Below are 13,242 nucleotides of genomic sequence, written 5' to 3' on the forward strand. Positions count from 1 at the left end.
TCTGCACCCTTGGCGTCCATCGCCAGTAATGTTGTGTTCGATTCCGAACACTCGCTGGCGCAAAAGTGACGTTGATCTGAAATTTCAGGGTCTGCTAGGCTTTTTGTTCTTTTTTTCGAACACCCTATTGTCCTTTGTTCCCGTTGATCCTAGGATTCGTTTGAGATTTCAAACGCTCTCCTTTTTCTACAAATCAATAATTCGCCCTGTGTTCGCACGGTGCAGTTAAGGAAGCCCGACATGCAGCTCAAAGACGCCCAGTTGTTCCGCCAGCAAGCCTTCGTCAACGGAGAGTGGCTGGACGCGGACAACGGTCAGACGATCCAGGTGACCAACCCGGCCACCGGTGAAGTGCTCGGCACCGTGCCTAAAATGGGCGCCGCCGAAACCCGTCGCGCCATCGAGGCCGCCGACAAGGCTCTGCCGGCCTGGCGCGCACTGACCGCCAAGGAGCGTGCTGGCAAGCTGCGCCGCTGGTTCGAACTGATGATCGAGCACCAGGACGACCTGGCCCGCCTGATGACCTCCGAGCAGGGCAAGCCATTGGCCGAAGCCAAGGGCGAAATCGCCTATGCCGCCTCGTTCATCGAGTGGTTCGCCGAAGAAGCCAAGCGTGTCTATGGCGACACCATCCCGGGCCACCAGCCCGACAAGCGCCTGATCGTGATCAAGCAGCCGATCGGCGTTACCGCGGCCATCACCCCGTGGAACTTCCCGGCTGCGATGATCACCCGCAAGGCCGGCCCGGCCCTGGCCGCTGGCTGCACCATGGTGCTCAAGCCCGCTTCGCAGACCCCGTACTCGGCCCTGGCCCTGGTCGAGCTGGCCACCCGTGCCGGCATCCCGGCTGGCGTGCTGAGCGTGGTCACCGGCAGCGCCGGCGACATCGGCAGCGAACTGACCGGCAACCCGATCGTGCGCAAGCTGTCCTTCACCGGCTCGACCGAAATCGGTCGCCAGCTGATGGCCGAATGCGCCAAGGACATCAAGAAGGTTTCCCTGGAGCTGGGCGGCAACGCTCCGTTCATCGTGTTCGACGACGCCGACCTGGACAAGGCCGTCGAGGGCGCGATCATCTCCAAGTACCGCAACAACGGCCAGACCTGCGTCTGCGCCAACCGTATCTACGTGCAGGACGGCGTCTACGACGTGTTCGCCGAGAAGCTCAAGGCGGCAGTCGCCAAGCTCAAGATCGGCAACGGCCTGGAAGACGGCACCACCACCGGCCCGCTGATCGACGGCAAGGCCGTGGCCAAGGTGCAGGAGCACATCGCTGACGCGGTGAGCAAGGGCGCCAAGGTACTGAGCGGCGGCAAGCTGATCGAAGGCAACTTCTTCGAGCCGACCATCCTCGTCGACGTGCCGAAAAGCGCTGCCGTGGCCAAGGAAGAAACCTTCGGCCCACTGGCTCCGCTGTTCCGTTTCAAGGACGAGGCCGAAGTCATCGCCATGTCCAACGACACCGAATTCGGCCTGGCCTCGTACTTCTATGCCCGCGACATGAGCCGTGTGTTCCGTGTCGCCGAAGCCCTGGAATACGGCATGGTCGGCATCAACACCGGCCTGATCTCCAACGAGGTCGCGCCGTTCGGTGGTATCAAGGCCTCGGGCCTGGGCCGCGAAGGCTCCAAGTACGGCATCGAGGACTACCTCGAAATCAAATACCTGTGCATCAGCGTCTGATCGCAGCGTAAGGCTTTACCTCTGCCAGCGGGGCGCGAGAGCGCCGTCCCGCTGGCCTTTTTTACACCGTGACATCCGGCCGCCTGGGCCCCTGCAGCAGTCGATCAACGCATGCTGCTGCAGTCGAATACCGGCCGCCCCGATCGAATCGCGCCACCTGCGTGTGGCGAAATGAGGACATTATGAGCAAGACCAACGAATCCCTGATGCAACGCCGTGTAGCCGCCGTCCCACGTGGCGTCGGCCAGATCCACCCGATCTTCGCCGAGTCGGCCAGGAACGCCACCGTGACTGACGTCGAAGGCCGCGAGTTCATCGACTTCGCCGGCGGTATTGCGGTACTCAACACCGGTCACGTGCATCCGAAAATCATCGCTGCCGTTGAAGCTCAACTGCACAAGCTGACCCACACCTGCTTCCAGGTACTGGCCTACGAGCCGTATGTCGAAGTGTGCGAAAAGATCAACGCGCTGATCCCGGGTGATTTCGCCAAGAAAACCCTGCTGGTCACCACCGGTTCCGAAGCCGTTGAAAACGCCATCAAGATCGCCCGTGCCGCCACCGGCCGTGCCGGCGTGATCGCCTTCACCGGCGCCTACCACGGTCGCACCATGATGACCCTGGGCCTGACCGGCAAGGTCGTACCGTACTCGGCCGGCATGGGCCTGATGCCAGGCGGCATCTTCCGCGCCATCTACCCGAACGAACTGCACGGTGTGAGCATCGACGACTCGATCGCTTCGATCGAACGCATCTTCAAGAACGACGCCGAAGCCAAGGATATCGCTGCGATCATCCTGGAGCCGGTCCAGGGCGAAGGCGGTTTCTACGTCGCGCCTAAAGAGTTCATGAAGCGTCTGCGCGACCTGTGCGACCAGCACGGCATCCTGCTGATCGCCGACGAAGTACAGACCGGCGCTGGCCGTACCGGTACCTTCTTCGCCATGGAACAGATGGGCGTCGCGCCTGACCTGACCACCTTCGCCAAATCCATCGCTGGCGGCTTCCCGCTGGCCGGTGTGTGCGGCAAGGCCGAGTACATGGACGCCATCGCTCCAGGCGGCCTGGGCGGCACCTACGCCGGTAGCCCGATCGCCTGCGCCGCGGCCCTGGCCGTGATGGAAGTGTTCGAGGAAGAAAAACTGCTGGACCGCAGCAAGGCAGTCGGCGAGCGTCTGGTCACTGGCCTGCGCAAGATCCAGGACAAGCACCCGATCATCGGTGACGTGCGTGCCCTGGGCTCGATGATCGCGGTCGAGGTGTTCGACAAGGCCGGTTCCCACACCCCTAACCCGACTGCCGTTGCAGCCGTCGTGGCCAAGGCGCGTGACAAGGGCCTGATCCTGCTGTCGTGCGGTACCTACGGCAACGTGCTGCGCATCCTGGTTCCGCTGACCTCGCCTGACGAGCAGCTGGACAAGGGCCTGGCCATCATCGAAGAGTGCTTCGCCGAACTGGCGTAAGTGTGACGCGATAGGAAAAAACCCGCCTCGGCGGGTTTTTTTTCGCCCAAAGCCCGACAAGGGCGCTAAGGTTTGCACAGGAGCTACCTTGGAAGACGCCCTGGATGGCGTGCATCGAGATGTCAGGAGAAGCCCGATGACCGTTTCAAACCCACCCACCGCACCCTGTGTGCTGATTGCCGAAGGCGACCCGTGGGTGCGTGACATGCTCAAGGACATGCTGCTCAGCGTGCGCTGCGATGCCCGCCTGCACGTCTGTGCCAATGGCCACGAGGCGCTGTCCGCGCTGGCCAGCCAACCCGATCTGATCATCGCCGCCCGCGAGCTGCCCGGTATCGACGGCCTGGACCTGCTGCGCAGCGTGCGCGCCAAGCGCCGCAGCTTGCCGTTCATCCTGATCAGCAGTCGCAGCGATGTGGCCAGCGTGCGCGAGGCGCTGCCGCTGGCGCCCACGGCGTACCTGAGCAAGCCGCTCAATGCCGAGCTGCTGCGCCAGCGCCTGGAGGAGCAACTGCTTGGTGCCGGCGAGGCGGTGGCCTGCCCGGTGCCGGCATTGCGCCCGGGCATCACCTTGTCGCGGTTTCTCGAAGACCACCGCAGCACCGCCGATGGCGGGCCGTTGCTGGCTGATGTGAAGCAGGCGATCAAGCACGCACTCAACCCCGAGGGGCTCAACCTCAAGGCACTGGAAGAAGAGATCCGCAACGACCCGCAGATCACCGCGGTGCTGATCGCTGCGGCCAACAGCGCGGCGCTGCATCGTGACGGTGCGGTGCAGACCCTGCTGCAGGCGTTGAACAAGCTGGGCACCACCCAGAGCATGAACCTGATCATGGGCCTGGCACTCAAGCGCAGCGCCAGGCTCAGCGACCCGTTGCTGTCACGCCATGCCGAGCATTTCTGGGGCCTGTCGCTGCACACGGCCGAGTATGCCGCCAGCCTGGCGCGGTCGATGGAGCTGGACCAGGAGCGTTGCTACTGTGCCGGCTTGCTGCATTGCCTGGGCGACCTGGCGTTGCTGCGCTGCCTGCAGGAGTGGAGCCTGGCCGGGGGCGAGCTGGACGAGGACGCGGTGCAGTTGTCGTTGAACGAGTATGGCGCTGCGTACGGCTCGGCGCTGCGTACCCGCTGGCGCTTGCCGCTGGAGCTGCGCGAACTGATTGCCTCGGTGTATCAGTTGGGGGGCGGGGTGTACTCGCGGGAGAACCTGATCTTGAACCTGGCCGGGCAGCTGGCGCGGCTGCCGGCCGAGCAGGGCCTGGAGCAGTTGGCCGAGAGCAAGACGGCGCGCCTGCTGAGGGTGGGGTTGGCGCAGCTGGAGCTGCTGCGCAAGGCCTGAGACCGCAATCGCGGGTCAAACCCGCTCCCACAAGGGCCCTGGTAAACCTGTGGGAGCGGGCTTGGCCCGCGATGGGGCCGGCTCAGGCGCCGGACGTTTCAGCCCCTGACAATCTGGTTCTTGCCCTGCCGCTTGGCCTGATACATCGCCGCATCCGCCCGTGCGAACAGGCTGTCGAGCACTTCATCCTCCTCATCGATACCGGTCAGCCCCTGGCTCACCGTCACCCCGAACACCTGTTCGTCCTGGCTGAAGCTAAGGCGCTGGATCTCGCGCTGCAGACGCTGCGCCACCTGCAGCGCCAGCTCCGGCGTGCACCCGGGAAACACCGCCGCGAACTCTTCGCCGCCAATGCGCCCGAACAGGTCGCCACGGCGCAGCACCGCCTTGCCGCTGTCGGCGATGCGTTGCAGCACCTGATCACCCGTCTGGTGCCCGTAGGTGTCGTTGACCTGCTTGAAGTCATCGATGTCCAGCAGCAGGAACGCCATCGGCGCCTGCTCCTGGCGTGCCTTTGCGAAGGTGTGGTGCGCGCATTCGAAAAAGTGCCGGCGGTTGCTGCTCTGGGTCAGCACGTCGGTGGTGGCCAGGCGCTGCAACTCGCCTTCGAGCTGCTTCTTTTCGGTGATGTCCTCGGCCATGCCGACCACGATCACGCCCTGTGCGCTATCGGCCTGCTGGTTGATGAAGCACTTGTCGCTGAGCCAGCGCACCTGCCCGTCGGCGGCGATGATGCGGTACTCGCGGTCTTCCACCGCGCCCTTGACCAGCACCTCGGCCAGGCTGCGTTCGGCGTACTCCAGGTCGTCGGGGTAGATGCTGTCGCGCCACTCGTTGTGATCGGCCAGCAGCAGACCGGCCGAGCGCCCGAAAATCCGCTCGTAGGCCGGGCTCACGTACAGCACGCGCCGGGTTTCCCAGTCCATGGCCCAGAGCACCGCGTTGACACTGTCCAGCAGCGAGCTGAACAGCTGCTCGCGCTCGCTCAGGCGCGCGACTTCACCCTGGGCATGCAGCAGGGCCAGCAAGGTGTGCGCGGGATGCGACGGTGGGCTGAACGACGGGGACGGCGGGTTCTTGTTGACCATGTGCACGAAGCGTCTCGAAAAGCGGAATCGAAAGGCGAAGGGCGTGCGGCCTGACACGGCCCGCCACGCGGGCGATATGCCAGTCAGAGTGAAAATCGAAGGGAGAGTTCCTCAGGCGCGCCCCAGGACGGGGCGCACCGATCAACGGCGTCAGGCCAGGGCAGGGCGCAGCGAGTAGGTCTTGAGCTGTGCGGCGAAGTCGCGCAGCGACTGGATACCGCTGGCCTCGGCCTCGTGCACCCAGTCCTTCATCGCGGCCAGCATGTCGTGGCCGTTGGCGCTGGTGCGTGCCCAGATCTGCTGCAGGGCCAGGCGCTTCTCGTAGATGGTCTTGAGTGCCTGGCTGTGCGCCAGCATCGACTCGATGCGCTGGTGGTGGCGGTCTTCGAGCAGGCTCGGCTCACGCGAAAGCAGGCGCTTGGCGCGGCGGAACTGGTGGCGCACCGAGTCGTCCACGCGCATCAGCTCCTGCTTGACCAGCGGCGCGATCACCAGCTTGCGGTACTGCGCCATGATCTGGAAGCGGTTGTTGAGGATCGCCATGGCGGTGTCCATGTCGAGCTGGCCCTTGCCCTCGACGCGGTGCGCGATGGGCGCCACGCGCTGCACCTTGGCCAGGCGCAGCCAGGTGAACAGCTTGATCCACGCCCAGCCCATGTCGAACTCCCAGCGCCTGACCGAAAGCTTGGCCGAGTTGGGGTAGGTGTGGTGGTTGTTGTGCAGCTCTTCGCCGCCGATGATGATGCCCCACGGCACCAGGTTGGTGGCGGCATCGCGGCATTCGAAGTTGCGGTAGCCCACCGCGTGGCCCAGGCCGTTGACCACGCCGGCGGCCCAGAACGGAATCCACATCATCTGCACTGCCCAGATGGTGATGCCGATGGTGCCGAACAGCAGCACGTCGATCAGCGCCATCAGCGCGATGCCGCCCAGCTTGTAGCGCGAGTACAGGTTGCGTTCGATCCAGTCCTCGGGGCAGTTCTTGCCGTAGATGCGCAGGGTCTCGGGGTTCTGCGCCTCTTCGCGGTACAGCTCGGCACCCGTGCGCAGCACCGTGGACAGGCCCTTGATGACCGGGCTGTGCGGGTCGTCGACGGTTTCGCACTTGGCGTGGTGTTTGCGGTGGATGGCGGTCCATTCGCGGGTGTTCTGCGCCGTGGTCAGCCACAGCCAGAAGCGGAAGAAGTGCTTGAGCCCGGCATTGAGCTCCAGGGAGCGGTGCGCGGAATAGCGGTGCAGATAAACCGTGACCGCGACGATCGTCACGTGGGTCATCAGCAGGGTGACGGCCAGCAGTTGCCAGGCTGACAGGTCGAGAAAACCGTTGTACCACATAGGCGGGTGGGCCCTCGTAAAGCGAAAGAAACAGCGCAAAGTATTATCCCTACCCTACTAAATAAAACCAGTCGGCGTTTTAGATAGGAGGTCACGGGATATTTCTACCCCTATAATGGCCATCATTTTGCCCTGGGTTCCAGCGACTCTATGTCTGTATCCGTTCGAGACGCCCTGCGTATGTCCGCGCTGTATCTGGTGCTGTCGGTCATGTGGTTGGTGCTGTCTGATCAAATACTGAGCAATCTTTTCGATGATCCCGCCCAGCTGGCACGCTGGGAGCTGATCAACGCCTACGCGTGGATGGGCTGCAGCGCTGCGCTGATCTTCGTGTCGCGCTGGCGCCTGCTCAATTTCATCGGCGTGGGCGCGCGCCTGCGCCGCGAGGACCGCGAGCGCCTGCGCATGGCCGCAGCGGTGTTCGACAGCACCCTCGAAGGGGTGCTGGTGAGCGACCGCGACGGCCTGATCGTGCACGTCAACCGGGCGTTCATGCAGATCACCGGCTACCAGAAGGACGAGGTGCTGGGCCAGCGCCCGAGCAAGTTCAAGTCGGGCCGCCACGACACCGCGTTCTACCAGCAGATATTCGCCACCCTGGCCGAGAAGGGCGAATGGAGCGGCGAAATCTGGAACCGGCGCAAGAATGGCGAGATCTACCCGCAGTGGCAGACCATCTGCGCCATTCACGACGACAGCGGCCAGCTGACCCACTACGTGGCGGTGTTCAGCGACATCAGCGCGATCAAGCACACCGAGCGCGAGCTGGCGCACCTGGTGCACCACGACCCGCTCACCGACCTGCCCAACCGCCTGCTGTTCAACGACCGGGTCAAGCAGACCCTGGCTGCGGCCCAGGCCAACAAGCGCGGCTGTGCCCTGTTGCTGCTGGACCTGGACCACTTCCAGAGCATCAACGACAGCCTCGGCCACAACACCGGCGACCAGTTGCTCAAGGCCGTGAGCGAACGCCTGCTGGCCCAGCTGGGCACCGGCATGACCCTGGCGCGGCTGGGCGGCGACGAGTTTGCCGTGCTGTCCGAGAACTGCGCCCAGGTCGGCCAGGCCGCTGCCTTGGCGCAAGGCATCATCGATTGCCTCAAGGAGCCGTTCGAGCTCGACCACCATCGCCTGTTCACCAGCGTCAGCATCGGCATCAGCCTGTTCCCCAGCGATGCGCTGAGCGCCGAGCAATTGCTGCGCAACGCCGACTCGGCGCTGTTCAAGGCCAAGGGCAATGGCCGCTCGGGGTACGCCCTGTACACCGAGGAGCTGACTGCCCATGCCCAGCAGCGGGTCGAGACGGCCGGCGAGTTGCGCCGGGCCCTGGAGCAGCAGGAGCTGCGGGTGTACTACCAGCCGGTGCACGACCTGCTCACCGGCGCCATGATCGGCGTCGAGGCTCTGGTGCGCTGGCAGCACCCCGAGCGCGGGCTGGTGCCGCCGGGCGAGTTCATCCCGATTGCCGAACGCACCGGGCTGATTGCCGAGATCGACACCTGGGTGATGCGCCAGGCCTGCCAGCAGATGGTGCAGTGGCAGGCCGAGGGCAAGGCCCTGAGGTTTGTCGCGGTCAACGTGTCCAGCCGCCTGTTCGGCAAGCGCAGCCTGTACCAGCTGGTGGCCCAGGTGCTGCACGACACCGGGCTGGACCCGGCGCGGCTGGAGGTCGAGGTGACCGAAAGCGCGGTGATGGAAGACCCCGAGGTGGCGCTGGAGCAGTTGCACCGCCTGCGCGAGCTGGGCCTACAACTGGCCATCGACGATTTCGGTACCGGTTACTCCTCGCTGCTGCGGCTCAAGCGCCTGCCGGTGCAGAAGCTCAAGATCGACCAGGGCTTCGTGGCGGGCCTGCCCCACGACGATGATGACGTCGCCATCGTGCGGGTGATCATCGCCCTGGCGCGCAGCATGGGCATGCAGATCCAGGCCGAGGGCATCGAAGAGGCCGAGCAGGCGCGCTTCCTGCTGGAGCAGCAGTGCGACATGGGCCAGGGCTACTGGTACGGTCGACCGGTGCCGGCGCAGCAACTGCGCTGGTCCTGAGGGCCCTTTCGCGGGGCAAGCCCGCTCCCACAGGGGCCGGTGGAGAACCTTGTGGGAGCGGGCTTGACCCGCGATGGGCTGCAAAGCAGCCCGCCTCTACACTTTTTAGTTATATAAAAATTCTTAAATAGTATTTTTAAGAATATTCCACCCTCTCTAAGATTGCCCTCAAGCCAGGCGCAGTCGTCCCCTTCAGATGCAGCTGCACGGCACCCCTTATTTCCAGGAGCACGAGCATGAGCGCATCTCTGCGTAGCGTTGACGGACAGGACGAAGCCACCATTCTGCGCGAGATCCAGAGCGCATTGCGCGACCTGCGTTTCGGCGCGGTGGAAATCACCGTGCACAACGCCCAGGTCGTGCAGATCGAACGCAAGGAAAAATTCCGCCTGCAGAATCCAGGCAACAAGCCCAGCTGATTCAGCCCTCTAATTAGAAAAAAATACGCCAATCGGGAGCTTCACCATGTCCATCCGCCGTTATGCCCTGGCCGCACTGGCCAGTGCCGTGTTTGCCGGTTCCGCCATCGCCAAGGACTACGAGCTGTTGAACGTGTCCTATGACCCCACCCGCGAGCTGTATCAGCAGTACAACGCCGAATTCATCAAGCACTGGCAGCAGGCGCACCCGGACGACAAGGTCAAGATCCAGCAGTCCCACGGTGGCTCGGGCAAGCAGGGCCGTGCGGTGATCGACGGCCTGCGCGCCGACGTGGTGACCCTGGCCCTGGCCGGCGACATCGACGAAATCGCCAAGCTCGGCAAGACCCTGCCGGAGAACTGGCAGACCCGCCTGCCCGACGCCAGCACCCCGTACACCTCGACCATCGTGTTCCTGGTGCGCAAGGGCAACCCCAAGGGCATCAAGGACTGGGGCGACCTGATCAAGAAGGACGTGTCGGTGATCACGCCCAACCCGAAAACCTCCGGTGGCGCGCGCTGGAACTTCCTCGCCGCCTGGGCCTACGGCCTGAAGGCCGGCGGCAGCGAAGCCAAGGCCCAGGAATACGTGCAGGAGCTGTTCAAGCATGTGCCGGTACTGGACACCGGCGCCCGCGGCTCGACCATCACCTTCGTCAACAACGGTCAGGGCGACGTGCTGCTGGCCTGGGAAAACGAAGCCTTCCTGGCCCTCAAGGAAGACGGTGGCGCCGACAAGTTCGACATCGTCGTGCCGTCGCTGTCGATCCTGGCCGAGCCGCCGGTGGCGGTGGTGGACAAGAACGCCGAGAAAAAGGGCAATACCGCGATCGCCACCGAATACCTCAAGTACCTGTACAGCCCGGCCGGCCAGAAGATCGCCGCCGAGAACTTCTACCGCCCGCGTGACGAGAAGGTCGCTGCCGAATACGCCAAGCAGTTCCCTAAACTCGAACTGGTGACTATCGACAAAGACTTCGGTGGCTGGAAAACTGCGCAGCCCAAGTTCTTCAACGATGGTGGTGTGTTCGACCAGATCTACACGGCGCAGTGATGCGTGGCCGTTAGGATAATCGCCATTCAGTAGCCAGCATGGGCCCGGGATTCGTCTCGGGCTTCGTGCGTTAAACCAGGGACTTCTATGTCGCGTCGTATCTCCCCCGTCATACCCGGCTTCGGGCTGACGCTGGGCTACACCTTGGTGTACCTCAGCCTGATAGTGCTCATACCGCTGGCGGCCATGTTCATCCATGCCGCCCAGCTCACCTGGGACCAGTTCTGGACCATCGTCACCGCACCCCGGGTGCTGGCCGCGCTCAAGCTCAGCTTCAGCACCGCGTTCTATGCGGCGCTGATCAACGGCGTGATCGGCACGCTGCTGGCCTGGGTGCTGGTGCGCTACACCTTCCCAGGGCGCAAGGTCATCGATGCGATGATCGACCTGCCGTTCGCCCTGCCCACCGCCGTGGCCGGCATCGCCCTGACCGCGCTGTATGCGCCGTCCGGTCTGGTGGGCCAGTTCGCCACCGACCTGGGCTTCAAGATCGCCTACACGCCGCTGGGCATCACCCTGGCGCTGACCTTCGTGACCCTGCCGTTCGTGGTGCGCACGGTGCAGCCGGTGCTGGCCGACATCCCGCGCGAGGTCGAAGAGGCCGCCGCGTGCCTGGGGGCCAAGCCGCTGCAGGTGTTCCGCTACGTGCTGGCGCCGGCGCTGCTGCCGGCCTGGCTGACCGGCTTCGCGCTGGCCTTCGCACGGGGTGTGGGCGAGTACGGTTCGGTGATCTTCATCGCCGGCAACATGCCGATGAAGACCGAGATCCTGCCGTTGCTGATCATGGTCAAGCTCGACCAGTACGACTACACCGGCGCCACTGCCATCGGCGTGATGATGCTGGTGGTTTCCTTCATCCTGCTGCTGCTGATCAACCTGTTGCAGCGGCGCATCGAAACCCCGTGAAGGAGGCCTGACCCATGTCTGCATCATCTGTTGGTGTGGCCGCTTCGGCCAACGCTGCCCGCCGTGGCAGCGCGATTTCACGGCGCGTGCTGATCGGCCTCGGCTGGCTGATCTTCGCGCTGTTTCTGCTGCTGCCGCTGTTCATCGTGGTGTCCCAGGGCCTGAAGATGGGCCTGGGCACCTTCTTCGAGGCGATCTTCGAGCCCGACGCGCTGTCGGCGCTCAAGCTCACCCTGATCGCGGTGGCCATCTCGGTGCCGCTGAACCTGGTGTTCGGGGTCAGCGCGGCGTGGTGCGTGAGCAAGTACAGCTTCCCCGGCAAGAGCATCCTGGTGACCCTGATCGACCTGCCGTTCTCGGTGTCGCCGGTGATAGCCGGTCTTGTCTACGTGCTGATGTTCGGTGCCCAGGGCTTCTTCGGCCCGTGGCTGCAGGACCATGACATCCAGATCGTGTTCGCCCTGCCCGGCATCGTGCTGGCGACCATCTTCGTCACCGTGCCGTTCGTGGCGCGCGAGCTGATCCCACTGATGCAGGAGCAGGGCACCCAGGAAGAGGAGGCTGCACGCCTGCTCGGGGCCAACGGCTGGCAGATGTTCTGGCACGTCACCGTACCCAACATCAAATGGGGCCTGATCTATGGCGTGGTGCTGTGCACGGCGCGCGCGATGGGCGAGTTCGGTGCGGTGTCGGTGGTGTCCGGGCATATTCGCGGGGTGACCAACACCTTGCCGCTGCATGTCGAGATCCTCTACAACGAATACAACCATGTCGCGGCCTTCAGCGTGGCCAGCCTGCTGCTGATCCTGGCGCTCTTCATCCTGCTGCTCAAGCAGTGGAGCGAGTCCCGCATTAACCGCCTGCGCCACAGCGCCGCGGAGGAATAATTCATGTCGATCGAAGTTCGTAACGTCAGCAAGCGCTTCAACGCTTTCCAGGCCCTGGACAGCATCAACCTGGATATCCACAGCGGCGAGCTGGTAGCGCTGCTGGGCCCGTCCGGCTGCGGCAAGACCACCCTGCTGCGCATCATCGCCGGGCTCGAGACGCCGGACCAGGGCAGCATCGTGTTCCATGGCGAGGACGTGTCGGGGCACGACGTGCGTGATCGCAACGTCGGCTTCGTGTTCCAGCACTACGCGCTGTTTCGCCACATGAGCGTGTTCGACAACGTCGCCTTCGGCCTGCGCATGAAGCCCAAGGGCGAGCGCCCGAACGAGACGCGCATTGCCGAGAAGGTCCACGAGCTGCTGAACATGGTGCAGCTGGACTGGCTCAGCGACCGCTACCCCGAGCAACTGTCCGGTGGCCAGCGCCAGCGTATCGCCCTGGCGCGGGCGCTGGCGGTAGAGCCCAAGGTGCTGCTGCTGGACGAGCCGTTCGGTGCGCTGGACGCCAAGGTGCGCAAGGAGCTGCGTCGCTGGCTGGCGCGGTTGCACGAAGACATCAACCTGACCTCGGTGTTCGTGACCCACGACCAGGAAGAAGCCATGGAAGTGGCCGACCGTATCGTGGTGATGAACAAGGGCGTGATCGAGCAGATCGGCTCGCCGGGCGAGGTATACGAGAACCCGGCCAGCGACTTCGTCTACCACTTTCTGGGCGACTCCAACCGCCTGCACCTGAGCGAGGACCACCACGTGCTGTTCCGTCCGCACGAAGTGTCGCTGTCGCGACAGGAGGTGGAAGGCCACCACGCAGCTGAAGTGCGTGACATCCGCCCGTTGGGCGCGACCACGCGGGTGACGCTGAAGGTGGAAGGGCAGAGCGAGCTGATCGAGGCCGAGGTGGTCAAGGACCACGACAGCCTGACTGGGTTGGCCCGAGGCGAGACGTTGTTCTTCAAGCCGAAGGTGTGGCAGAAGGTCGGCAGTATCTGAGGCCTCACGGGCCTCATCGCGGGTCAAGC

Annotated in this window: 11 protein-coding genes; 9 read left to right on the forward strand and 2 right to left on the reverse strand. The window is 64.2% G+C overall.

The annotated features are described in order from the left end of the window. Positions 1–240 precede the first annotated feature (240 nt). From gabD to B4I46_RS07895, 3 genes are all read left to right on the forward strand, one after another. Positions 241–1,683 carry an NADP-dependent succinate-semialdehyde dehydrogenase gene (gene gabD / locus B4I46_RS07885; protein WP_043861307.1) on the forward strand — a complete coding sequence of 481 codons (1,443 nt, stop codon included), beginning with the start codon at positions 241–243 and terminating at the stop codon, positions 1,681–1,683. A 182-nt stretch (positions 1,684–1,865) separates the two neighbouring features. Further along, positions 1,866–3,146: a 4-aminobutyrate--2-oxoglutarate transaminase gene (gene gabT / locus B4I46_RS07890; protein ID WP_286899487.1), complete on the forward strand. Its 1,281-nt coding sequence runs from the start codon at positions 1,866–1,868 to the stop codon at positions 3,144–3,146. Positions 3,147–3,282: 136 nt separating this feature from the next. After that, on the forward strand, positions 3,283–4,485 hold the full coding sequence (locus tag B4I46_RS07895; RefSeq protein ID WP_043861305.1) for a response regulator: 1,203 nt from the start codon (positions 3,283–3,285) through the stop codon (positions 4,483–4,485). Positions 4,486–4,583: 98 nt separating this feature from the next. Here the strand turns inward: B4I46_RS07895 and B4I46_RS07900 are convergent, their stop codons facing one another. Both B4I46_RS07900 and desA read right to left on the reverse strand, forming a co-directional pair. Next, positions 4,584–5,573, reverse strand: a complete 990-nt coding sequence (locus tag B4I46_RS07900; RefSeq protein WP_255000782.1) for a sensor domain-containing diguanylate cyclase — start codon at positions 5,571–5,573, stop codon at positions 4,584–4,586. Positions 5,574–5,723: 150 nt separating this feature from the next. Beyond that, the gene (desA, locus tag B4I46_RS07905; protein WP_286899489.1) at positions 5,724–6,908 is read right to left on the reverse strand and encodes a delta-9 fatty acid desaturase DesA; all 1,185 of its coding nucleotides are present in this window, start codon (positions 6,906–6,908) and stop codon (positions 5,724–5,726) included. Positions 6,909–7,058: 150 nt separating this feature from the next. On the opposite strand from desA, the gene dibA reads away from it, so the two are divergent. The 6 genes from dibA (at position 7,059) to B4I46_RS07935 (ending at position 13,213) form a co-directional block, all read left to right on the forward strand. Then, positions 7,059–8,954, forward strand: coding sequence for a phosphodiesterase DibA (gene dibA / locus B4I46_RS07910; RefSeq protein ID WP_043861302.1), 1,896 nt, complete (start codon positions 7,059–7,061; stop codon positions 8,952–8,954). 236 nt (positions 8,955–9,190) lie between these two features. Continuing rightward, positions 9,191–9,373, forward strand: coding sequence for a sulfur starvation response protein OscA (oscA, locus tag B4I46_RS07915; RefSeq protein ID WP_007941032.1), 183 nt, complete (start codon positions 9,191–9,193; stop codon positions 9,371–9,373). Between the two features lie 46 nt (positions 9,374–9,419). Then, complete coding sequence (locus tag B4I46_RS07920; RefSeq protein WP_043861301.1) at positions 9,420–10,427, forward strand: sulfate ABC transporter substrate-binding protein; 1,008 nt, start codon at positions 9,420–9,422, stop codon at positions 10,425–10,427. An 87-nt stretch (positions 10,428–10,514) separates the two neighbouring features. Next, positions 10,515–11,333, forward strand: coding sequence for a sulfate ABC transporter permease subunit CysT (gene cysT / locus B4I46_RS07925; RefSeq protein WP_043859898.1), 819 nt, complete (start codon positions 10,515–10,517; stop codon positions 11,331–11,333). Positions 11,334–11,347: 14 nt separating this feature from the next. Next, the gene (gene cysW, locus B4I46_RS07930; RefSeq protein WP_043859899.1) at positions 11,348–12,220 is read left to right on the forward strand and encodes a sulfate ABC transporter permease subunit CysW; all 873 of its coding nucleotides are present in this window, start codon (positions 11,348–11,350) and stop codon (positions 12,218–12,220) included. A gap of 3 nt (positions 12,221–12,223) precedes the next feature. Beyond that, positions 12,224–13,213: a sulfate/molybdate ABC transporter ATP-binding protein gene (locus B4I46_RS07935; RefSeq protein WP_286899494.1), complete on the forward strand. Its 990-nt coding sequence runs from the start codon at positions 12,224–12,226 to the stop codon at positions 13,211–13,213. Positions 13,214–13,242: the final 29 nt, after the last annotated feature.

The organism is Pseudomonas sp. UBA7500 (assembly GCF_002478435.1).
Taxonomy (GTDB): Bacteria; Pseudomonadota; Gammaproteobacteria; order Pseudomonadales; family Pseudomonadaceae; genus Aquipseudomonas; species Aquipseudomonas palmensis.